The organism is Shewanella sp. MSW, assembly GCF_007636515.1.
Taxonomy (GTDB): Bacteria; Pseudomonadota; Gammaproteobacteria; order Enterobacterales; family Shewanellaceae; genus Shewanella; species Shewanella indica.
Window position 1 is genome coordinate 100,415 of the sequence record NZ_LVDR01000013.1, and the last position, 22,758, is coordinate 123,172.

The following is a 22,758-nucleotide window of genomic DNA, read 5'->3' on the forward strand; positions in this document are numbered from 1 at the left end:
GAATTTACAGTAAAGAGAAAGTTCCAATAGGGTATAAACAAAGATCATAAATCGCACATTTCGTAAAACCAGGATGCCAGTTCACCAGCAGGTACAGGCTTGGCAAAGTAGTAACCCTGAATGATATGACAGCCTCTGTGAGTGACCTGTTGCAGCTGTTCCCGGGTTTCCACCCCTTCGGCTACCACCTTGAGTTTGAGGTTACGGGCCAGCTCGACAATACTGCTGACAATCGCCTGATCGGCACTGTTGCCGGCAATATCTTTGAGGAAGGAGCGATCAATTTTCAGGGTATTCACTTCAAAGTGGCGCAAATAAGCCAGCGACGAGTAGCCGGTGCCAAAGTCATCAATGGCCACCTCTATGCCGTGGGCCCTCAGCTGTCTCAAATGCTGGCGGGCAAGCTGCAGCTCTTTCATCAACACCCCTTCGGTGATTTCCAGCGCCAAATACTGGGCCGGCATTCCGGTTTCTTCAAGGATATCGAGCACACCACTGATAAATTCCGGGTGACGGAAATGCACTGCGCTGACATTTACCGACAACTTGAACGGCTCCGCCGCACTCTTGCTCCAACGGGCACCATCCTCACAAGCTTGGCGCAGCACCCAACGGTCGATAGCAATTATCAAACCACAGGACTCAGCCACCTTGATGAAAATATCCGGCCGAACAAAACCTTCGCTCGGATGATGCCAACGCAGCAAAGCTTCCATACCGATAAACTTTTGCTGCTGTTTTACATCAAACTGGCCCTGGTAATAGAGCTCAAACTCGCCCTGCTCTATGGCGTGGCGTAAATCGGCTTCCAAACGTAGATGGTACAAAGCTTCTGCATTACGCTCACTGGAATAGTATTGGAAATTCCCCCTGCCCTCTTCCTTGGCGTGATACATGGCTTGATCGGCATTCTTGATCAGCATCTCTGGTTGCCTGGCATCGTCGGGCCAGATACTGATGCCGATACTGGTAGAAATAAAAAACTCCCGCCCATAGAGTTCAAACGGCTGAGCTATCTGCGCCAACAGGCGCTCACAGAGGCGATTGAGCTTATCTATCTCGGCATCCTGTACCAGGATCACAAACTCATCACCGCCAAACCTGCACAACACCTGCTCCGGCCCCATCACTGACTGCAGCCTATTGGCGGCCTCTATCAGCAGCGCATCTCCCATGCTGTGGCCGTAGGAGTCGTTGACATGCTTGAACCTGTCCAGATCCAAAAACAGCAAGGCCAGCTTATGTTGCTGATCTTTGGCCCCTTCAATTGCCTGTTGCAAACGGTTGGCAAACAGCGATCTGTTCGGCAAACCGGTCAGCACGTCATAGTTCGCCAGGCGGCGCAGATCCGCCTCGGTGCGTTTGCGCTCAGTGATATCGGAAAACACCACCACATAGTGTTGCACCCTATCCTTGCGATCCTGCATCAGGGAAATATTGAGCCACACGGGGCAGCGCGACCCGGCCACACCAACAATTTCCAGCTCGCCGGTCCAGGAATCTATCCCTTGCAGTAAAGTGGCGACCTTATCTTTATGGAAGTTTTCACTGACCACCAACTCGCCGAAGTGCCGTCCCTGCAGACTCTGCCTATCCTGACCTACTATCGACTCTGCCGCCCTGTTGGCGACCTTGATGACCTCATCGGCATCCAGAATAAACACCCCTTCTGAGGTGTTTTCAAATGCCTGCGCCAGCAGCTCAACCTCCTCTTCCAGTTGCCGCTTGATGGTGATGTCGGAGTAAATCCCGGCAGCCTTGAGCACCTTGCCGGAAACCGGGTCATGGCTGACCGGCCTGCCGCGCACCCTGAGCCAACCCCAACTGCCGTCTCGGAGTCGATAACGGTATTCAGACTCGAATCTATCGCTGTCACCTTCGACCATCTTGTTCCATTCATCCAGCGCAGCTGTCTGGTCATCTGGATGCACCGGCAACTTATCTATTCCGATAAGAATAAAGTCTTCAGCACTGCCCAGCACACCGCCGCGATTATCCAGATGAAACTGGCCGGTATCACGGCGCCATTCCCAGAGATCCGATTCACTACCCCTGAGCGATTGCCTCAACCTGTCATCACTCTGGCGCAGCGCTAGGTTCATGGTCATAAAACGTTGCACCTGACGCTGACGCAACAGCACGATACTGAAAATCGTTGCCAATATAATGATTAACAACAACCCCTTGAACCACTGACTCTGCCACCAGAACTGGTCAACGGTAAAGGGAAAACGGAAGGGCTCCGACTGCCAGATACCGTTGTTTTGACTGATCACTTCCAATTGGTAAGCGCCGGGAGTTAATCCGGAAAGATTAATTTGCGACTGATTTTCCAACAGTAAATAGTTAAGCTCATCTTCACCGGGACGTCGTAAACGGTACTTTAGGCTGATAGGAGCATCATCCAGATAATCCATACTGCTCAGTTGAAAACTCAGCATTCTGGCTCCGGGAGCTATCAGTTGTTCAGGCGTAGGTACCAGACTCAGCTCTGTTTTATTGTCATAATAAACCGCAATCGACTCGAGAATGGCGCCGTGCTTTGGAATACGATTAGCCATGCCGGCAACGTCCAGCAGTATCACCCCATCCGGCGTACCTACATAGAGGCCCTGCTGCGGCTGATAGAAGTATGCCCCTTCGTTGAGTTCCTCCCCCAACAAACCGTCATCATTATTGAATACCTTGATTTCACCACTACTCTTATCCTGACGGATCAGCACATAACTGCATCCCACAACTCGATAGTCGCCGCTATCCTGCAGAAAAAATACTGTGTTACAGTCCAATTGCCATTCTTGCGTCAAACGGCGAATCTTCATGGTCTGCAAGTCCAGCTCTATCAAGCCTCCCTGGCGGGTGGCCAACCAGAAACGATCCGGGCTCAATTCCAACCACTGGCTCACGGTCGGCATATGCGGCAAGTCATCAAATACCGACGCCAATGAACGAAAACCGCCGCCCTGCTCCAAGTAACCGAAAGATTTATTGCCACCGATCCACAAGCGCTGTCGACTATCGCGATAGACTCCATAAATCGCAGGATTATTGCCGCTGGACTCTGTATCCGGCAAAGTTTTTTTCTCTATCTTGCCCTGAGTCTGATCCCACTCATACAAACCGCTGCTGGTCGCAAACCACCAGAGGTTGCCCTCATTCAAAGCCGTGATCACCGTCTTGTGACTCAGAGACTGTCCGCTGCCGTTCCAATCCCCCAAAGGCTGCCCTTCCAGGGTCTGCTTATTCATCACAAATAAGCCATTGGTAGTCGATAACAACAGGTGATCTTGGTCCAAATTATCTATCTTGTAGATGCTGTCATTGACCTCCATCCCTTTGGGAAGCGTAGTTTGGCTCTGTTGGGTATTTCGATTTACGGCCAACAATCCCGAGTCGGTTCCCAGCCACAGCATCTCAGCGTCGGCCAGTATCGCCCACACCATGGAATCACTGAGCTTATAAGGCTCAGAAGCGCTGAAACTATCCAGAATAAATTCCGGTGAGTCGGCTACCACTGCCAATGAATGCCCAGTGCCGCCAACCCAGATTAAACCATTGCTGTCCACCTGCAGAGCATTGATATATTCAATACCGGCCTTGAGCTTCAACTGCTCTTTATACTGTTTTAATTTGCGGCTGCTCGGGGACCATTTCAGCAGCCCCTGCTTACTGGCAATCCACAGGTTACCCTTGAGATCTTCAGTGATCACACTGGTGAAAAAAGGAATCTCGGCCACTGGCTCTATGCGGTTGCTTTCAAGGTTCACCCGATAGAAGCCTTTGCTGGCGGCCATCCAAATCTGTTTGTTACTGTCCAGAAATAAGGCATTGAGGCGACCATAACTACCCTGCCATGACAAGCGTTGTTTGACGCTGCCATTTTGTGACCTTAGCTCCACACCATAGGCGTTACCCAGCAGCAAGTTGCCGTTCTCAAGCTGCAAAATTTGACTCCATAGCAGGTCACTATCGTAGGGTAGGTCAAACAGTTTCTGCAGCTGCTGTAGATCCTGACTCAAGCGCCAAACCTGGCCTTTTTCGGTTAACAACAGCCAGTCACCGGCCGCCGATTGCAAGCTCTTCATTAAACCGCCGCCCTGATACTCGGGAAACAGCTCATCACTGCCAAACTGACGGAAACGATTATCGGCTATATGGTAGAGATAGGCATGAGACAGTGTGCTGACCAGCATCTGCTGTTGCCCAAGAGACTTGACCAGAGGCAGATACTCATCAGCCATCCGCGATTCCAGACCATCGCGGTCCAAACGGCGGATATTGGCGTTGCTGAGGCGATACAGTCCCTGTTCGGTGGAGAGCCAGATAAATCCCCGCTCATCCATACTGATGTCGAGAATACTGGTGTTGATCAAACCATCCCTGGAAGAAAATACCCTTTTAACCAACTCATCGGCATCTGCCGATGCTGCCCCGAAAAAAAGGCTGAGCAGTATAGCAATAGCTACTGTTATTAGTTTTCTTATCATCGGTTGATGAATGACCTTGATGACCAGTCTTGAATGTACCAGCTAGACCACCGAATTTCATCTTGTAAACAACAGTTCGTTTACAAGGATTGCACTTGATATAAAAAATCGGGCCCAGCTAACTGGGCCCGACTTCAATACTGCCAGGGACAAGTCCCCAATCAGCAGATTACTTTTTCTTTTTTGCCTTTGGGTTTGGCAGATCTGTGATTGAACCTTCGTAGATCTCGGCCGCCAGCCCTACAGACTCGTGCAGAGTCGGGTGAGCATGAATGGTCAGCGCCAGATCCTCGGCATCACAACCCATCTCGATAGCCAGGCCGATTTCACCCAGCAACTCACCTCCGTTGACACCCACAATGGCACCACCGATCACTCTATGAGTCTCTTTATCGAAAATCAGCTTGGTCATACCTTCGCTGGCATCGGAAGCGATAGCACGGCCACTGGCTGCCCATGGGAAGGTCGCGGTTTCGTATGCTATGCCCTGCTCTTTGGCTTCTTTCTCGGTCAGACCAACCCAAGCCACTTCAGGATCTGTGTAAGCAATAGATGGGATAACCTTAGGATCGAAGAAGTGCTTCATACCGGCAATCACTTCTGCGGCCACATGGCCTTCATGCACACCTTTGTGAGCCAGCATTGGCTGACCAACGATATCGCCCACGGCGAAAATGTTGGCCACATTGGTACGCAGTTGCTTGTCGACATTGATAAAGCCACGCTCATCAATCTTGACCCCGGCCTTGTCAGCATCGATCAGCTTGCCATTTGGAGTACGGCCAATGGCCACCAGCACTGCGTCGTAACGCACTGGCTCGGCAGGTGCCGACTTACCTTCCATAGACACATAAATACCGTCTTCTTTGGCTTCAACTGCTGTTACCTTGGTTTCCAGCATCAGGTTGAATTTCTTCTTGATCTGCTTGGTAAAGACCTTAACCACGTCTTTATCAGCCGCAGGGATCACCTGGTCGAACATTTCAACCACATCGATTTCACTGCCCAGAGACGAGTAAACAGTACCCATTTCCAGACCTATGATACCGCCGCCCATCACCAGCATCTTGCCTGGGATCTCTTTCAGTTCCAGTGCATCGGTAGAGTCCCAGATACGTGGATCTTCATGCGGAATGAAAGGCAGCTGAATTGGACGAGAGCCGGCAGCTATGATGGCGTTGTCAAAGTTAACCACTGTGGTTTCACCGTCGGCACCTTTCACTTCGAGGCTGTTGGGGCCAGTGAACTTACCGAAACCGTTAACCACCTTCACTTTACGCATCTTGGACATGCCGCCAAGACCATTGGTCAGTTGGCCGATCACTTTCTCTTTAAAGCCACGCAGCTTGTCGAGGTCTATCTTTGGCTCACCGAACACAACACCGTGATCCGATACCGCTTTGGCCTCTTCAATCACTTTGGCTACATGCAACAGGGCTTTGGAAGGAATACAACCCACATTCAGGCATACGCCACCCAGAGTGCTGAAACGCTCAACAATCACTGTCTCCAGGCCTAAATCTGCTGCACGAAAAGCCGCAGAATAGCCAGCAGGGCCAGCACCTAATACCACTACCTGAGTTTTGATTTCGTTACTCATTTTTTCCTCTGATTTCTTTCATTCCGTTGGGGACAGCCAGCCCAACCTGCGATGCGCCAGCTCGAAAGTGCTTGTCTCGTAAGGTGGGCGCATTTTAACCCGTGTTTGACACTGATCACAATAAACAAAAGGCCGCCCCGAGGGGCAGCCTGTTGTGTTAGAGGATCATTGTACGAATATCGGACAAGATCCCTGACAGAGTGACACTGAAGCGTGCCGCCATCGCCCCGTCGATCACCCGGTGATCATAAGACAGTGACAGTGGTAACATCAGCTTTGGCTCAAACTCTTTACCGTTCCACTTCGGCTTAATCTCAGACTTGGACACCCCGAGAATTGCCACATCAGGATAGTTGACGATAGGCGTAAACGCGGTACCGCCGATCCCCCCCAGGCTGGAGATAGTGAAACAGCTGCCTTGCATGTCGGCCGCCTTAAGCTTGCCGTCACGGGCCTTGATCGAAATTTCGGTCAGCTCGCGGCTGAGCTCGATAATCCCTTTCTGGTCCACATCACGCACCACAGGCACCACCAAACCGTTTGGCGTATCGACCGCCACTCCTATGTGGTAGTACTTCTTGCGGATCAGCGATTCACCATCCGGGCTCAGGCTGGAGTTAAATACCGGGAACTGCTGCAGCGTCTTGGCAACCGCCTTCATCATGAACACCAACGGAGTGATCTTCACATTCAGCTTCTGCTTGGCTGCCAGTTCGTTCTGCTGCTTACGGAAAGCTTCCATCTCTGTGATATCAGCCTCATCGAACTGAGTCACATGGGGAATGGTCACCCAGTTGCGGTGCAGGTTAGGGCCGGAGATCTTCTGGATCCGGGTCAGTGGCACTTGTTCCACTTCACCGAACTTACTGAAATCTACCTTAGGTGCATCAATAACCTGCAGACCACTGCCGCCGCCGACAGAAGTCGCCGCCGTGGCCTTGGGCCGTGACAGTTCATATTTCACATAGGCCTGCACATCCTCTTTGAGGATACGCCCCTTGCGACCTGTACCTTTCACCTGAGTCAGATCAACACCGAACTCACGGGCCAGGCGACGTACCGCCGGAGAAGCGTGTACCGCACCTGTGTTAGGCTGGGCACCGGCACTCGGATGATGCGGCACAGGTGGGCGACTCTGCGCTGCAGGCGCGGCCGCCGGAGCTGGGGCTGGAGCCGTCTGAACAGGGGCTTCTGCCGGTGCAGCAACTGCTGCGGGAGCGGCGCCTTGGGTCTCAACCGTGGCAATCACGCTACCCTGAGACACCTTGTCACCCACTTTAACGGTCAGAGAAACCAGCTTGCCGCCGAAGGGCGCCGGCACTTCCATGGTCGCCTTATCGGTTTCCAGCGTGATCAGCCCTTGATCGGCACTGATCTCATCACCTACCGCCACCAGCACTTCGATAACGTCCACATCAGCAGCATCACCGATATCGGGAACCGCAATCTCTTTCACTGCAACAGTGGCAGGCGCGGCAGCCTGAGCGGCCACCGGTTGTGCGGCTTCAGAAGCCGCTGCTTGTGGCGCTTGCGGTGCATCAGAAGCAGCAGCGCCAACTTCCAGCAGTAACACCAAAGAGCCCTGGGAAACCTTGTCGCCAACCTTCACTTTCAGTGACTTGACTGTACCCGCCTGAGGCGAAGGTACATCCATGGTCGCCTTATCGGTTTCCAGCGTGATCAACCCGGCGTCGGCTTCGATAGCGTCACCTTCGCTCACCAGCACTTCGATAACATCGACATCTGCGGCATCGCCAATATCCGGCACTGTCACTTCAATGACCTGGCTGCCACCGGCTGCAGGTGCGGCCGGCGCCGCCTGTTCTGCAGCAGGAGCTGAAGCCGCTGCCGGAGCAGGCGCGGCTTCAGCCTTGGGCGCCTCTGCAACAGCTGCAGCTTCTGCGCCTTCGGCAGCCATCAAGGCTATCAAGGTGCCTTCAGACACGCTGTCGCCAACGGCCACTTTCAGCTCTTTGAGCACACCGGCGAAGGGCGCAGGAATATCCATGGTCGCCTTGTCGCTTTCAACGGTAATAATGGAGTCTTCAGCCGCCAGGCTGTCACCCACATTGGCACAGATCTCAATAACCTGTACCTCGTCCCCGCCAATATCGGGAACCAGTACTTGTTTCATATCAGCCATTCTGCTTCACCTCTTACGCGTGCTGTGGGTCGATCTTGTCGGCGTCGATGCCATATTCGGCAATGGTCTTGGCCAAAACATCTACCGGCAGCTCGTTGCGGTCCACCAGCGACTTGAGCGCAGCAACCACGATGAACTTGGCATCCACTTCGAAGTGGTGACGCAGGTTGGCGCGGCTGTCAGAGCGGCCGAAACCGTCGGTACCCAGCACCTTGTAGTCACAAGGCACATAAGCGCGCAGCTGCTCGCCATAGATCTTCATGTAATCGGTCGCCACAATCGCAGGCGCATCTTTTGCCAGCACTGTGCTTACATAAGGCACCTTGGCGGTTTCAGTTGGGTGCAGCATGTTCCAGCGCTCAACCGCCTGACCATCACGCGCCAGTTCGTTGAAGCTGGTAACGCTGAACACATCTGTGCTGATACCGAAGTCTTTCGCCAGCGCCTGTGCCGCCTTGCGTACTTGCTCGAGAATAGTGCCGCAACCCATCAGCTGGACTTTGCCTTTACCGGAACCGGCAACGCTTTCCAACTTGTAGATACCCTTGACAATGCCCTCTTCCACGCCTTGTGGCATTTCAGGTTGAACATAGTTCTCGTTCATTGTGGTCAGGTAGTAGAAGATATCTTCCTGATCTTCGCCATACATGCGGCGAATACCATCCTGAACGATAACGGCAATTTCATAACCATAGGTTGGGTCATAGCTGATGCAGTTAGGAATGGTGTTGGCCAGAATATGGCTGTGACCATCCTGGTGCTGCAAACCTTCGCCGTTCAGCGTAGTCCGGCCGGAAGTACCACCGACCAGGAAGCCACGGGCGCGCATGTCGCCGGCAGCCCAGGCCAGATCGCCGATCCGCTGGAAACCGAACATGGAGTAATAGATGTAGAAAGGGATCATCGGCGTATCATTGACCGAGTAGCTGGTCGCAGCCGATACCCAAGAGGACATGGCGCCCAGCTCGTTAATCCCTTCCTGCAGCACCTGACCGGACTTGTCCTCACGATAGTAAGCAACCTGATCCGCATCCTGAGGCACATATTTCTGCCCTTCGTGAGCATAGATACCCACTTGACGGAACAGACCTTCCATACCAAAGGTACGGGCCTCATCCGGGATGATAGGTACTATCTTCTTACCTATGCCCTTATCTTTCAGCAAGGCAGTCAATACCCGCACAAAAGCCATGGTAGAAGAGATCTCACGGCCGTTGGAGCCTTTGAGAACCGCATCAAAAATTTTCAGTGAAGGCACTTGCAGCTCTTCGCTGAACTTCTGCCGACGGGCAGGCAGATAACCCATCAGGGCCTCACGGCGTTCCTTGAGGTATTTGACCTCTTCGGAGTCCGGTCCCGGATGGTAGAAGGGGATTTCATCCAGCTTGTCATCAGAGATTGGGATGTTGAAGCGGTCACGGAAGTGACGAATGGCTTCAATGTCCATCTTCTTGACGTTATGGGCAATGTTTTTGCCTTCACCGGCATCACCCAGACCATAACCTTTCACTGTCTTGGCCAGAATAACGGTTGGGCGACCCTTGGTCTTCTTGGCTCTATCGAGCGCGGCGTAAATCTTCACCGGATCGTGACCACCACGGTTCAGGCGCCAGATGTCATCGTCTGACATGTTGGCTACCATCTCGGCGGTTTCAGGATACTTACCGAAGAAGTGTTCACGGGTCCAGGCACCGCCTTTGGCTTTACAGTTCTGGTATTCACCGTCAACGGTTTCGTTCATCAGTTGCAGCAGCTTACCGCTGGTGTCACTGGCCAGCAATGGATCCCAGTAACGGCCCCAGATAACCTTGACCACTTCCCAACCGGCGCCGCGGAATTCACCTTCCAGCTCCTGGATGATCTTGCCGTTACCGCGTACAGGGCCGTCGAGACGCTGCAGGTTACAGTTAACGATAAACACCAGATTATCCAGCTCTTCACGAGCGGCCAGACCGATGGCACCCAGCGCTTCCGGCTCGTCACACTCGCCGTCGCCCAGGAAGCAATACACGGTTTGCTCGGAGCAATCCTTGATACCACGGTCAGTCAGGTACTTAAGGAAGCGCGCCTGATAAATGGCCTGGATAGGGCCCAGACCCATGGAAACCGTAGGGAACTGCCAGTAATCAGGCATCAGCTTGGGATGCGGATAGGAGGACAGGCCTTTGCCATCCACTTCCTGACGGAAGTTGGCCAGCTGTTCTTCACTCAGACGACCTTCGAGGAAAGAACGGGCATAGATGCCGGGGGCAATGTGGCCCTGGAAGTAAACCAGGTCGCCGCCGTCTTTCTCGTTGGGAGCACGGAAGAAGTGGTTAAAGCACACATCATAGATAGTGGCACTGGATGAGAAACTGGAAATATGACCACCAAGCTCCAGATCTTTCTTGGAACCACGCAGTACCATAGCCAACGCGTTCCAACGCACAATGGCGCGAATGCGACGTTCCATCTCCTGGTTGCCCGGCATATGAGGCTCTTGCCCGGCAGGAATGGTATTCAGGTAAGCAGTAGTGGCAGTGTAAGGCAGGTGAGTACCGTTACGGCGAGCCTTGTCGATCAGCTTTTCCAACAGGTAATGAGCACGTTCGGGACCTTCCTGCTCCAATACGGCTTGCAGGGATTCTACCCATTCCTGTGTCTCTAACGGATCCAAGTCTTGTAGCATATTTTCAGACATGACACTGTCCTTCTATACATTGTATTAATAGTGATTGCGACGTCCTAAGGTGGGCACTGGGCCGACCCTGGGCTACACGCCGCTCTTCAAACGGCGCAAGCTACGCTGCAACCGGCTATCTTCTTCCCGTACCGACAACATGACTTCCTCGATATAACTCAAGTGGTCATTGGACGCTTCACGCGCGGCTTCGGGATCGCGGCGAATAATAGCGGCCAGCAAAGCCCGCCTATGTTTATTCGCCATGGATGAAGCTTCTTCACGACGGCTCAGAAGCTCCAGGTTTTGCGCCACATTCTGATGCAGCACAGGAGTTAAACTCAGCACCAGGTGCAGCATAGCAACATTGTGTGATGCCTCGGCTACCGCCCGGTAAAAATGCACAATGGCGGCCGCTTGCGCTTCAATTCCCTCGGCGTCTTCCACTTCCTGGATCATTCGCTGGATATTCTGCATATCGGCGTCAGTTCCGCGCAGGGCAGCAAAATAAGCCATCATGCCTTCGGTGGCATGACGGAACTCCAGCAAGTCATATTGACTCTCCGGATCACCCTGCATAAGTTCGACTATGGGATCGGCAAGACTCTGCCACAACTGTTCTTTAACGTAGGTACCACCGCCTTGGCGGCGCAGCAATAATCCTTTTGCTTCCAGCTTTTGAATCGCTTCCCGCAATGAGGGACGGGAGACTTCAAATTGCAACGCCAACTCGCGTTCAGGAGGTAACTTCTGACCCGGCTGCAAGCTGCCTTCCAGGATCATCTGCTCCAACTGATTCATGATGACGTCAGAAATCTTTGGCTGACTGATTTTGCTATAAGCCATCTGGCCCTCAGCTCCTATTGTAAATTGGTCTTACCAATTTCTACGAGTGAGCGCACTTTATCAAATCACACTTTTAAAGTCCAGTTAGTGATCTGCATCAAGTCAACTCACGATGTGTGAGCATAGCCTATATTTTTCCCTCTGGGGTCAGACCAATTAACAAGCAGCTTCGGGCCCTGTTTGCGGCAAAGCCCTGGTTAAACCCAAGCCTGGTTATACCCAAGCCTGATTAAACCCAAGCCCCGCCGCAGCAAAACCGCAAGCACACTTATTCGGCACTAACTCACCAGACCAAAAATGGTCAACAGCGACAAAATAGTAAGCAGTAAAGTTGAGTTACGCTTACTCAAGGCCAGCAGTGCCAAGGTAGACTGTACCGACACAGGCACATCTTCATCATCCGGCAGAGTTTCAGCAGCCAGCGCCACTTGGGTCACTATCTCCCTGGGCGTCGCCTCCCGTTTCAACGCCAACTGGCACCATAACGGAAAAGCATTGCTGAAATGACCGCAAAGCACATAACCAAAACCTATGATCCGTGCCGGCAACCAGTCGAGCCAATACAGCAGCTTATCTACCACAGGCCACTCTTTAGCCAAGCGTTGGCGCCTTTCATCAAAAAAACGCACGCTGCAATAAAACACCGCGCCTACCGGACCAAATAGGATAAAGAACAGCGCCACGGCGCCATAATAGCGGTAGTTGAGCCAGGCCACGCTCTGGCCTACCCTGGCGCCCAACTCGCGTTCGCTGACCGCATCCAGGCATTCACTGCAGTCCAGCTCTCCGGCGAAATGAAAACTGGCTTGCACATCACCGCGGCAAGCAGCCTGCACATATCGCTTAAATAAACGCCTTTGATATTGGTGGGAAAAACACACTACCGCCAGCGCCACCCACAGCAGCAGCGAAGGCAAGCCCCAAAACCATCCATCCACAACCCACAACGCCACCGCCACACTCACAGCCGGTAGCAAGAGCGCCAGTATCATGCCAGTTGTGGTACTCAGCTGGCTGTCGGTAAACATCTGCCTTTGATACCAGCGCAGCCCACTGTCCAACTGCCAACGAGCCGGCAGCAGTTTCAAACGTTCAACAATAATCGCGATCAACAGGGAAAACAGTGCCATCTCTTCTTCTCCATGCTCTCTTTAGGCCTGTGGCCATCTCAAAGCGACACGCGTCACAGCGCCTGCAGATACCTTTGCCAATCAAACCCCGGGCCCGGGTCTGTCTTGCGCCCAGGGGCAATATCGCTGTGACCTACTATTCTCTCTTTGGTGATATCCGGGTAAGCCAACCGTAAACTTTGGCTCAGGGTAATAAGTTTATGGTACTGCGCCTCGGTAAAGCCGGAATCGTCTGTGCCCTCCAACTCTATGCCGACGGCAAAGTCATTACAGCCGCTACGACCGGCAAAGTTAGATACCCCGGCATGCCAGGCGCGCTGGTCGACCGAAACATATTGGCGCAATTCACCATCACGGCGAATAAGAAAATGCGCCGACACTTCCAGCCCCTTAAGCTCGGCAAAGCTGGGATCGGCTTCAGTATCCAAGGTTCCCAAAAACAGCTGCTCTATATAAGGCAGACCAAAACAGCCGGCCGGCAGACTGATATTATGGATCACCAGAAGGCTCACCTCGCCATCGGGCCTGTGATTAAAGTGAGGTGAAGGGCTAGGTTCAGCCTCTTTATACCAGCCTTCAACCCATAGTGTCTGCGCCAAATGCTCACTCCCCTGACTCTGATAACCATACATACAGCAGCACCTTGACTGTAGTCACATTGGCTCAAAATAACTTTGAGCCCAGCCACAGCCAATTGAACCTCCAACACAATACCAGCAGCGCCCCTTATTATGCTAATCTAGCAGCATAAATTTCCTCTATAATCCCGAGTCAATCAAGGACGCGTATCATGCTCGAAAATGATATCAGGGTCAGTGTCAAAGCCGCACTGGACGAAGATCTTGGCCACCAGAAGGCCTCCGAGGGCGATATCACAGCCCTGTTGATCCCGGCAGACAAATATGCCGAAGCTACCCTTATTACCCGCGAAGAAGGTGTTTTCTGCGGTAAAGCCTGGGCTGAGCAGGTATTTAACCAGCTCGGAGGCGAAGTGGCCCTGCACTGGCATGTGGATGATGGCGATCTTGTGCTGCCCAATCAGCTGCTGTGTGAACTCTCCGGCCCGGCGCGCCTGCTGCTCACCGGCGAGCGCACCATGATGAACTTTATTCAAACCCTCTCAGGCGTAGCCAGCCTGACCAAGATTTACTGCGACAAACTGGCGGGCACTCAATGCCGTTTGCTCGATACCCGCAAGACCCTTCCCGGCCTGCGGACGGCGCAAAAATATGCCGTCACCTGCGGCGGCGGCAAAAACCACCGCATAGGTTTGTTCGACGCCTTTCTGATCAAAGAGAACCATATTATGGCCTGCGGCGGTATCGCCAAGGCGATTGCGGCCGCACGTGCACTGCGCCCGGACAAACCTGTGGAAGTCGAAGTAGAAACCCTGCAGGAGCTGGCGCAAGCGCTGGAGGGCGGCGCCGATATTGTTATGTTGGACAACTTCGATGTCACCATGATGCTGCAGGCAGTAGAGCTCAATAATGGCTTTAAGGCCAAGGGACTGGGTGCCAAACTGGAAGTTTCCGGCGATGTCACTCTGGAAACCATAACTGCCTTCGCCCAAACCGGTGTCGACTTTATCTCGGTCGGCGCCCTGACCAAGCATGTGCGGGCCATGGATCTCTCCATGCGCCTCAAAGGCTGAGATCTTGGCAGGCATACCCCTAACGCCAGGGGTATGCCGTTTTCAGCACAAATATCACCCCAGCAGGCGTTAACCGCCAAGCCCCACCGTTAACCGCACAATACTCATCCGCTTGCCATTGCAGCTTGCAGCATCTGCGCCTTATTCTGAGTCAGGCTCTCGCCACTCCACTGAAAACCGCCGCCCCAAGCCCGCCGCTCCAAGACGGCTCCTGCCCTGACTCTGCCCAAGCCCAGCCCCTAACTCAGCCCCTGAATCTGCCCCTGACTCAGCCCCTGGCCCGTCAGATGACGTTATCCCAGGGTAATATTCGTCCTCAGGCAGACACGGTTTGTGCACCTCACTTGGCACCAGTATAAAACTCATGCATAAAGCCCATGCATAAAGTCCATGCATAAAGCCCGTGCACAAAGCCCATACATAAAGTCCATGCATAAAGTCCATGCACAAAACCTGTGCATGAAACCCCACATAGGTAAAACCAGCTATAAAAAACCACCCATTACCAGCCAAAAATCCACCCCAAAATCCGCTCCCAAACAGCCCAACAAAACAAAACAAACCATTAACAACCGTATTTACCACCAAAGGGGAGCCAAGCATTTTTTTGACAACGCCACATCCCTGACACAAACAAGGCAAAGCGTCAAAATATTGTTACCGGCAAAACTTGGTGGTGGGTAACAATTTTGATTTTTTCCGCTATTTCAGGTGGTTTTTTCACTATTACAGATTCCCTTTTTAGTAACTTTATACTAACTTTTAGGGCAGGCGAGATAGCCGCGTCGGCCAACCTCACCGACAAGGTAACCACCCAAACTGCTATTTTATGACACACAATAAAGTTACAAATGTAAAAATTGTGATTTGAGTAAATGCTCAGTTCCTTGAGGTGCGGTTTGCCGGAACGACATACGATAAACTTAAATGATTTTGCTGAACTGATTGAGTCTGGATCCAGATAGGCTTTGGGGTCATCCCCACTAAGCTGGCAAGCCGGGAAAACCGCCTGAATATTTACAGGCATCACAGGAATACGAGTAACAGGGAATCGAGTTACCGATTCACTCAAGACGGCAACAATGGAGAAAGCAAATGAAAGGTATCAAACTCAACAAGCGTGCTCAGGGATTTACCCTGATCGAATTGATGATCGTAGTGGCCATCATAGGTATTCTAGCGGCCATCGCATTGCCTGCGTATCAAGACTATACTATCCGTGCTAAAGCTAGTGAAGGTCTAGCTGCTGCGTCTGCAGCTAAAGCAACCGTCGGGGAAAACGTTGCTGCTGAAGGTGAAGTAGCAGCAGCGACTGCATGCCGTGGTGTAAACACTGCGACTGTTGGAATGACAACACTAACTTGTGCAGCTGTAGATGGCGGTAATATAACGATAGGTGTATCAGTGGCGGCATCGTCATCGGTAACTGTAACCTTTGATGTAGTAGGAAGCTTAACCGCCTCGGGTGGCATCGAATGGGATTGTAATAACCCAAGCGACGCTGATTATGTACCAGCTGAGTGCCGTAGCTAATATTTAATGCCTACAACTAGCCTCCATCTAGGATTATCGACGCTATTTATCCGTAAGGGGCTGCTCAATGAGAGCAGCCTGACGGAGGCCATCAAGCAGTCGCAAAACAGCAACCAAACCCTGGTCACCACCCTGGTGACCAGCAAGCTTTTATCCGCCCGCAGCATAGCCGAACTCTGTTATGAGGAGTACGGCACCCCACTGCTGGATCTCAATGAGTTTGACCTAAGCAGCATTCCGGATGGGTTTCTCAACAAGAAACTGATCGACAAACACAGATGCCTGCCGCTGTTCAAGCGCGGCAACCGCCTCTATATCGCCACCTCGGATCCCACCAATATCGCCGCCCTGGAAGACTTTCAGTTCAGCGCCGGCCTGCATGCCGAGGCGATACTGGTCGAAGAGGACAAGTTAGCCAAAGCGCTGGAAAAGGTACTGGAAGAGGACTTGAGCTCGCTGGATCTCGATGGCCTGGATGAAGAGTCCCTCGCCGGCATCGAAGTCACAGATACCGACAAGCGCCAACAGGAAGAGACTGAAGGCAAGGACGATGCCCCCATCGTCATCTATATCAATAAAATTCTCACCGATGCCATCCGTAAGGGCGCGTCGGATCTGCATTTTGAACCCTACGAGAAGCGCTACCGCATCCGTTTTCGTATTGATGGCATACTCCATGAGGTGTCCGAGCCGCCGATTTCACTTTCCGGACGGATATCGGCGCGACTTAAGGTAATGTCCAAGCTGGATATCGCCGAGCGCCGGGTGCCCCAGGATGGCCGCATCAAGATGCGGCTGTCGCGCAACAAGAGCATAGATTTTCGGGTCAGCACCCTGCCCACCCTCTGGGGCGAAAAGATAGTGATGCGGATCCTCGATTCCTCTTCGGCGCAGTTGGGCATAGAAAAGCTCGGCTATGAGGAAGACCAGAAACAAGCCTATATGGAGATGCTGGCAAGACCCCAGGGGATGATCCTGGTTACCGGCCCCACGGGGTCAGGGAAAACCGTGTCCCTCTATACCGGCCTCAATATTCTCAATACCGAGGAGCGCAATATCAGCACCGCCGAAGATCCGGTGGAGATTAACCTCGAAGGGGTTAACCAGGTGCATATCAACCCCAAGGCCGGGTTAACCTTCGCCTCGGCGCTGCGCTCCTTCCTACGTCAGGATCCGGACGTGGTGATGGTAGGGGAAATTCGCGATCTGGAAACCGCCGAAATCGCCATCAAGGCGGCACAAACCGGCCACTTGGTGCTCTCGACCCTGCACACCAACTCATCGGCCGAAACCCTCACCCGTTTGCTCAATATGGGCGTACCCGGCTACAACATTGCCAGTTCGGTCAACCTGATTATTGCCCAGCGCCTGGCCCGCCGTCTCTGCCCCGAGTGCCGACAAGCGGAAGAGATCCCCGAACATGAACTGCTGCAGCTGGGCTTCAGCCAGCAACAGATAGATAGCGGTTTTACCGTTTATAAGCCCTGCGGCTGTGAGCACTGCTCCGGCGGTTACAAGGGCCGGGTCGGTATCTATGAGGTGATGAAGATGTCCGATGAAATTGCCAGAACCATTATGGAAGGTGGTAATTCACTGCAGATTGCCGCTACCGCCAAGCAGCAGGGAATGAGGGATTTGCGCCTGTCTGGCCTGCTTAAAGTCATTCAGGGCGTCACCAGCATTGCCGAGGTCAACCGGGTAACCAGTTACTGATGCCTGCCAAGCCAGACAGCGACTGTGATATCCAAAGCCGGCGTGCCAAAGCGTGAGTGCCATTGCATACACGCCACAACATGAGTGCTTAACGCCATTCGCTGCAGGCAGGCCAGGGTTAACCCGACTAAAATAATATGCAGGCACGGCAAACCGTTTATTCCAAGGAACTATTATGGCCACAGCAACGGCAACAGCTAAAAATAATAAAGCCAAAACCAAAGGTGCCAAGGCTCAAGCCAAGATCTACACCTTCACCTGGAAAGGTCTTAACCGCGATGGCAAGCAAAGCTCCGGCGAATTGCGCGGCGCCAGCATTGCCGAAATCAAAAGCTTACTGAAAAACCAGGGGATTAATCCCAAACTAGTACGTAAAAAGTCTGCCTCTCTCTTTGGTGGTGATAAAAAAATCAAGCCGATGGATATCGCGGTGATCACCCGCCAGATAGCCACCATGCTGGCCGCAGGTGTGCCCTTGGTGACCTCCATCGAGTTGATTGCCCGCGGCCATGAGAAAAACAAGGTGCGTATTTTGCTGGGCACTGTGCTGGCCGATGTTCAGGCAGGTATTCCCCTTTCCGACGCACTGCGCCCCCACAGGGCTTATTTCGATGATCTCTATGTCGACCTGGTGGCCGCCGGGGAACATTCCGGCTCTCTGGATGCGGTATTTGACCGTATCGCGACCTACAGAGAGAAAGCCGAGGCGCTCAAATCCAAGATTAAAAAAGCCATGTTCTATCCCGCGGCGGTAGTTGTGGTTGCCATAGCAGTTACTGTGCTGCTATTGCTGTTTGTGGTACCTCAGTTCGAAAGTATCTTTGCCAGCTTTGGCGCTGAACTGCCCGCCTTTACCCAACTGATAGTTAATATAAGCCGTTGGCTGCAAAGTACCTGGTATCTGTTTCTCGCGGCGATTGTTATCGGGGTTTGGCTGTTTGTCCGCGCCCATCGCAACTCGGAAAAGTTTCGTAACCGTATCGATGAAATGGTGCTTAAAATTCCCCTGATTGGCGAAATCCTCCATAAGGCTGCCATGGCCCGTTTCGCCCGCACCCTGGCCACTACCTTTGCCGCCGGGGTACCGCTGATTGATGGCCTGGAGTCTGCCGCCGGCGCCTCCGGTAACTATGTCTACCGCAAGGCCCTGCTGAATGTACGCACCGAAGTGATGGCCGGTATGCAGATGAACGTGGCCATGCGTACCACCAAGCTGTTTCCCGATATGCTGATCCAGATGGTGATGATAGGTGAGGAATCCGGTTCACTGGATAATATGCTCAACAAGATAGCCAATATTTATGAGATGCAGGTAGATGACGCCGTAGACGGGCTTTCCAGCCTGATTGAACCCATTATGATGGTGGTCATAGGTACTCTGGTAGGCGGTCTTATTGTAGGTATGTACCTGCCTATCTTCAAAATGGGTAACGTGGTAGGTTAAACCTCAGTATCAAAGCCGGTGCAATAATAACAAGCAGCACTTTTAACACCATTTTTAGGGCAGTGTAATATTCGATGTCAGACTTTATTGCCATATTGAGCCACAATCTGTGGCTCTTTCTTGTTCTCTGTTTTCTGTTTGCCTCTGTGATAGGCAGCTTTCTCAATGTAGTGATCCACCGCCTGCCGGTAATGATGAAGCGCGAATGGCAGCAGGAATGCAATCAATACCTGCAGGAATACCAACCCGAACTCACTAAACAGATAGGTGAAGCCAAGCTCAATGCTGCAATAGATAACTACCCGGCCAAGTACAATCTGTTACTGCCAAAGTCTGCCTGCCCCAAGTGTGGTGCTCATATCAAACCCTGGCACAACTTACCCATAATCGGCTACCTGACGCTTGGCGGTAAATGCGCCGCCTGTAAAGACAAAATCTCGGCCAGGTATCCTCTATTCGAATTGTTGACGGCCCTACTCATTTGTACGCTCGCTTGGCACTTTGGCCCGACACTGCAGTTTGTTTACGCCACTATTCTGACATTTGGACTAATAGCCCTCAGCGGCATAGATTTAGATGAGATGCTACTGCCTGATCAGCTTACCCTGCCGCTGCTGTGGCTCGGTTTACTGATTAATATCTCCGGCACTTTTACCAGCATTACCGATGCCACCATAGGCGCCGCAGCCGGTTATTTAAGCCTCTGGTCTATCTACTGGCTGTTCAAATTAATCACCGGCAAGGAAGGCATGGGCTATGGCGACTTCAAGCTTATGGCCTTATTTGGCGCCTGGCTGGGCTGGCAGATGCTGCCACTGATAATTCTGCTCTCTTCTTTGGTGGGCGCCCTGGTAGGTGTGTTACTCATAGTGTTCAAGAACCTCAATCGGGGTAACCCCATTCCCTTTGGCCCCTATATTGCCATAGCAGGTTGGGTTGCCCTGGTGTGGGGGCAACAGATAGTTGACTGGTACTTGGGAACACTTTAAATGGCGAACTTTATTGTAGGCCTCACCGGGGGCATAGGCAGCGGTAAAACGACAGTAGCCAATCTGTTTGCCGAGCAAGGCATTGTCTTGGTTGATGCCGATATCATTGCCAGAGAAGTAGTCGCAAAAGGCTCAGATGGCCTTAAGCAAATTGGCGATAAATTTGGCCCTCAGATGCTGACACCTGAGGGCACCCTGAATAGGGCGGCGCTGAGGGAACAGATATTTCATCATCCGCAAGACAGGGAGTGGCTCAATGCCCTGTTGCATCCCATGATACGCACCCGCATGCTGGAACGGCTTGAAACGGCGACTTCTCCTTATGTCATTATGGTGGTTCCCTTACTGTTTGAGAACGGCCTGGACAAACTGGCAGATCGCACATTAGTTGTAGATATTTCACCCAAATTACAATTGCAGCGAACTATTGAACGGGACATGGTGTCTAAGGAGCAGGTTCAAAACATTATCAATAGCCAGAGCGACCGCCAGAGCCGACTCGATAAGGCCGATGATGTGATTGACAATCAGGGAGAGATCGACGCGTTACAGGCCCAGGTACTGGCGCTGCATAATAAATACTTACAGCTGGCAGACATTAAAAATTCATGAACACGACAGAACTGATATTCGAACAGCCGCTAAATGAAAAGATCCGTAGTTATCTGCGTCTGGAATATCTCGCTCGTCAATTGGATAACAACCTGCAGCAAGATCATCAACACAGATGCTTCTATCCGCTTTTCTCTCTCTGTGAACTTACCGAACGCTGTGATTACCGCAGCGAAGTCATCAAAGACATCGACCGCCAATTAATCCAGCTGCAAAACTGGCAACAGCAGGAACAAGTCGATCAACAACAGCTACAGCACTATCTTGAACAATTCTCCCATGCCAGAGAAGAGCTGCAACGCCCGCAGCGTCCAGGTAGCCAGCTGAAACAAGACAGATTTATATCGGCGCTCAGACAGAGATTCAGTATGCCTGGTGCTTGCTGTAACTTCGATCTGCCGCAGCTCCACTTTTGGCTGGCGAAACCTTGGGAAGAACGCAGCCAAGAGTATCGCCAATGGACCAACCACTTCAGGAGTTTACTGCAACCTATCAGCCTGCTGTTGCAACTAACCCGCATGAGCTGTGAGTACCGAGAGGCTGTCGCCCATGCCGGCTTTTATCAAGGCGATAGTCAACAAAGCCTGTCACTGGTTAGAGTCAAGCTTGACGCCGAACAGGGCTGCTACCCCACCATAAGTGGCCATAGGAATCGTTTTGCCATTCACTTTGTCCAGTTCGAACAGCAGAAACATTCAGACAGAACGGTCAAATTCCTACTGGCGACCTGCGGCTAAACTCTTTACCATGGGCGCCATCAGTTAGCCCGAGAGACACAAAAATGCCTATCACAGTTAAGTGCCCCACCTGTCAAAAAGAGGTGGAATGGAGCCCCGAATCCAAATTCAAGCCCTTCTGTAGCGAGCGTTGTAAACTCATAGATCTTGGAGATTGGGCCTCAGAGAAACATGCTATCCCGGTGAAGCCAGAATTTGATCAGCAGATGCTGGATGAGCTGGGTTACGATGAAGGCAATTTCTTCAAGGATCAATCATGACCAAAAGAGTTCATGTCGCAGTCGGTATTATCAAATCCGGCGAACAGATCCTACTGGCCAAGCGCCATGGGCATCTGCATCAAGGTGGAAAATGGGAGTTCCCCGGCGGTAAAGTCGAAACCGGCGAAACCGTCACCCAAGCGCTCGCCAGAGAACTCACAGAAGAAGTCGGCCTCAACATAGCAGATTCCACTCCTTTTATGTTGTTGTCTTATGACTATCCCGACAAACAAGTATTACTGGATATTCACCTGGTCACTGAATTCAGTGGTACGGCTTATGGCGTCGAGGGACAGCAAGTCGAGTGGGTACACTTGGAAAAGCTCCCGGAATACACCTTCCCGGACGCCAACCAACCTATTCTTGATAAAATCCTGACAGAGTTTTCAAACTAAGCCCTAAGCCAGCCGCCTAAGCTGGCTTTTTATTATCCCTGTCTTGTCGATGCAGATGTCCCAAATCACCTCTGCAGAGGTCATCGTTGCTGGCGCAGGCTGGCATACTATGGATACGGCAACACCTTTCTCAAATCTCACTTTGATTAAGCTACCCGCCTATTCCCCAGATCTGAACCCGATGGAGCAAGTTTGGCAATGGCTCAGACAACACTGTCTTTCCAACCGAGTATTCGATTGCTACGAGCAAATTGTTGAGTAAGCATCCCGAGCCTGGAATACCTTCATTGAGAATACTGGTCGGGTGAAATCTCTGTGCTCCAGGGGCTGGATAGATCAGGGACTGGATAAATCTGACCAGATAAACCAGTCGAGCCATTCTCAACATATCCACAGCACCATCTCACATGGGGGCGAAAGACATCTGCTCATCAAGCACAGCTTGATAGATGGCTGTAGCGCGAAGCAGCTTGGCTGCGAGCTGAGGGGCACACACTGCGCCAGCAGCTTTGGGCTGCATGTTAAGTCGTGCTCGCTGGAAGCGAGACAAACAAAAAAG

Annotated in this window: 17 protein-coding genes and 1 pseudogene; 11 read left to right on the forward strand and 7 right to left on the reverse strand. The window is 52.2% G+C overall.

The window, feature by feature from the left end; translation table 11 throughout:
* Window positions 1–44: 44 nt before the first annotated feature.
* The 7 genes from AYI96_RS14650 to ampD all read right to left on the reverse strand — a co-directional run bounded on the left by AYI96_RS14650 (window position 45) and on the right by ampD (window position 13,497).
* Window positions 45–4,373, reverse strand: a complete 4,329-nt coding sequence (locus AYI96_RS14650; protein WP_260853007.1) for an EAL domain-containing protein — start codon at window positions 4,371–4,373, stop codon at window positions 45–47.
* A gap of 283 nt (window positions 4,374–4,656) precedes the next feature.
* Window positions 4,657–6,087 (reverse strand): dihydrolipoyl dehydrogenase, encoded by a 1,431-nt coding sequence (gene lpdA / locus AYI96_RS14655; protein WP_071476775.1) that lies wholly within the window; start codon window positions 6,085–6,087, stop codon window positions 4,657–4,659.
* A 157-nt stretch (window positions 6,088–6,244) separates the two neighbouring features.
* Window positions 6,245–8,230 carry a dihydrolipoyllysine-residue acetyltransferase gene (aceF, locus tag AYI96_RS14660; RefSeq protein ID WP_144361852.1) on the reverse strand — a complete coding sequence of 662 codons (1,986 nt, stop codon included), beginning with the start codon at window positions 8,228–8,230 and terminating at the stop codon, window positions 6,245–6,247.
* Between the two features lie 13 nt (window positions 8,231–8,243).
* On the reverse strand, window positions 8,244–10,910 hold the full coding sequence (aceE, locus tag AYI96_RS14665; RefSeq protein ID WP_039033588.1) for a pyruvate dehydrogenase (acetyl-transferring), homodimeric type: 2,667 nt from the start codon (window positions 10,908–10,910) through the stop codon (window positions 8,244–8,246).
* Between the two features lie 72 nt (window positions 10,911–10,982).
* Window positions 10,983–11,735 (reverse strand): pyruvate dehydrogenase complex transcriptional repressor PdhR, encoded by a 753-nt coding sequence (gene pdhR / locus AYI96_RS14670; RefSeq protein ID WP_039033589.1) that lies wholly within the window; start codon window positions 11,733–11,735, stop codon window positions 10,983–10,985.
* A 278-nt stretch (window positions 11,736–12,013) separates the two neighbouring features.
* On the reverse strand, window positions 12,014–12,865 hold the full coding sequence (gene ampE, locus AYI96_RS14675; protein WP_039033590.1) for a beta-lactamase regulator AmpE: 852 nt from the start codon (window positions 12,863–12,865) through the stop codon (window positions 12,014–12,016).
* A 53-nt stretch (window positions 12,866–12,918) separates the two neighbouring features.
* A complete protein-coding gene (ampD, locus tag AYI96_RS14680) occupies window positions 12,919–13,497 on the reverse strand; it encodes a 1,6-anhydro-N-acetylmuramyl-L-alanine amidase AmpD (protein ID WP_144361853.1) in 579 nt (192 codons plus the stop codon).
* Window positions 13,498–13,655: 158 nt separating this feature from the next.
* Between ampD and nadC the strand changes: the two genes are divergently transcribed.
* The 11 genes and pseudogenes from nadC to AYI96_RS14735 all read left to right on the forward strand — a co-directional run.
* Window positions 13,656–14,516, forward strand: coding sequence for a carboxylating nicotinate-nucleotide diphosphorylase (nadC, locus tag AYI96_RS14685; protein ID WP_039033591.1), 861 nt, complete (start codon window positions 13,656–13,658; stop codon window positions 14,514–14,516).
* 390 nt (window positions 14,517–14,906) lie between these two features.
* On the forward strand, window positions 14,907–15,200 hold the full coding sequence (locus AYI96_RS20350; protein WP_186300072.1) for a hypothetical protein: 294 nt from the start codon (window positions 14,907–14,909) through the stop codon (window positions 15,198–15,200).
* Between the two features lie 411 nt (window positions 15,201–15,611).
* Window positions 15,612–16,049: a pilin gene (locus tag AYI96_RS14695; protein ID WP_144361855.1), complete on the forward strand. Its 438-nt coding sequence runs from the start codon at window positions 15,612–15,614 to the stop codon at window positions 16,047–16,049.
* Window positions 16,050–16,055: 6 nt separating this feature from the next.
* Window positions 16,056–17,762: a type IV-A pilus assembly ATPase PilB gene (gene pilB, locus AYI96_RS14700; protein WP_144361856.1), complete on the forward strand. Its 1,707-nt coding sequence runs from the start codon at window positions 16,056–16,058 to the stop codon at window positions 17,760–17,762.
* 175 nt (window positions 17,763–17,937) lie between these two features.
* Window positions 17,938–19,206, forward strand: a complete 1,269-nt coding sequence (locus AYI96_RS14705; RefSeq protein WP_144361857.1) for a type II secretion system F family protein — start codon at window positions 17,938–17,940, stop codon at window positions 19,204–19,206.
* 74 nt (window positions 19,207–19,280) lie between these two features.
* Window positions 19,281–20,195 (forward strand): prepilin peptidase, encoded by a 915-nt coding sequence (locus AYI96_RS14710; RefSeq protein ID WP_144361858.1) that lies wholly within the window; start codon window positions 19,281–19,283, stop codon window positions 20,193–20,195.
* Window positions 20,196–20,807, forward strand: a complete 612-nt coding sequence (coaE, locus tag AYI96_RS14715; RefSeq protein WP_144361859.1) for a dephospho-CoA kinase — start codon at window positions 20,196–20,198, stop codon at window positions 20,805–20,807.
* A complete protein-coding gene (zapD, locus tag AYI96_RS14720; protein ID WP_071476769.1) occupies window positions 20,804–21,544 on the forward strand; it encodes a cell division protein ZapD in 741 nt (246 codons plus the stop codon). Before coaE ends, zapD begins: the two co-directional genes overlap by 4 nt.
* 44 nt (window positions 21,545–21,588) lie before the next feature.
* A complete protein-coding gene (gene yacG / locus AYI96_RS14725) occupies window positions 21,589–21,804 on the forward strand; it encodes a DNA gyrase inhibitor YacG (protein WP_039033599.1) in 216 nt (71 codons plus the stop codon).
* Window positions 21,801–22,199 carry an 8-oxo-dGTP diphosphatase MutT gene (gene mutT / locus AYI96_RS14730; protein ID WP_039033600.1) on the forward strand — a complete coding sequence of 133 codons (399 nt, stop codon included), beginning with the start codon at window positions 21,801–21,803 and terminating at the stop codon, window positions 22,197–22,199. Before yacG ends, mutT begins: the two co-directional genes overlap by 4 nt.
* 73 nt (window positions 22,200–22,272) lie before the next feature.
* Window positions 22,273–22,530, forward strand: a pseudogene (locus AYI96_RS14735) (transposase); the annotation flags it as partial.
* Between the last annotated feature and the right edge of the window lie 228 nt (window positions 22,531–22,758).

What these genes read in the sequence shown, in the direction of transcription:
- yacG (WP_039033599.1), top strand. Translation starts at nt 21,589, where the DNA reads ATGCCTATCACAGTTAAGTGCCCCACCTGTCAAAAAGAGGTGGAATGG.
- zapD (WP_071476769.1), top strand. Translation starts at nt 20,804, where the DNA reads ATGAACACGACAGAACTGATATTCGAACAGCCGCTAAATGAAAAGATC.
- lpdA (WP_071476775.1), bottom strand. Translation starts at nt 6,087, where the DNA reads ATGAGTAACGAAATCAAAACTCAGGTAGTGGTATTAGGTGCTGGCCCT.
- pdhR (WP_039033589.1), bottom strand. Translation starts at nt 11,735, where the DNA reads ATGGCTTATAGCAAAATCAGTCAGCCAAAGATTTCTGACGTCATCATG.
- pilB (WP_144361856.1), top strand. Translation starts at nt 16,056, where the DNA reads ATGCCTACAACTAGCCTCCATCTAGGATTATCGACGCTATTTATCCGT.
- aceE (WP_039033588.1), bottom strand. Translation starts at nt 10,910, where the DNA reads ATGTCTGAAAATATGCTACAAGACTTGGATCCGTTAGAGACACAGGAA.
- AYI96_RS14695 (WP_144361855.1), top strand. Translation starts at nt 15,612, where the DNA reads ATGAAAGGTATCAAACTCAACAAGCGTGCTCAGGGATTTACCCTGATC.
- coaE (WP_144361859.1), top strand. Translation starts at nt 20,196, where the DNA reads ATGGCGAACTTTATTGTAGGCCTCACCGGGGGCATAGGCAGCGGTAAA.
- aceF (WP_144361852.1), bottom strand. Translation starts at nt 8,230, where the DNA reads ATGGCTGATATGAAACAAGTACTGGTTCCCGATATTGGCGGGGACGAG.
- mutT (WP_039033600.1), top strand. Translation starts at nt 21,801, where the DNA reads ATGACCAAAAGAGTTCATGTCGCAGTCGGTATTATCAAATCCGGCGAA.
- AYI96_RS20350 (WP_186300072.1), top strand. Translation starts at nt 14,907, where the DNA reads ATGCATAAAGCCCGTGCACAAAGCCCATACATAAAGTCCATGCATAAA.
- AYI96_RS14705 (WP_144361857.1), top strand. Translation starts at nt 17,938, where the DNA reads ATGGCCACAGCAACGGCAACAGCTAAAAATAATAAAGCCAAAACCAAA.
- AYI96_RS14710 (WP_144361858.1), top strand. Translation starts at nt 19,281, where the DNA reads ATGTCAGACTTTATTGCCATATTGAGCCACAATCTGTGGCTCTTTCTT.
- ampD (WP_144361853.1), bottom strand. Translation starts at nt 13,497, where the DNA reads ATGTATGGTTATCAGAGTCAGGGGAGTGAGCATTTGGCGCAGACACTA.
- nadC (WP_039033591.1), top strand. Translation starts at nt 13,656, where the DNA reads ATGCTCGAAAATGATATCAGGGTCAGTGTCAAAGCCGCACTGGACGAA.
- ampE (WP_039033590.1), bottom strand. Translation starts at nt 12,865, where the DNA reads ATGGCACTGTTTTCCCTGTTGATCGCGATTATTGTTGAACGTTTGAAA.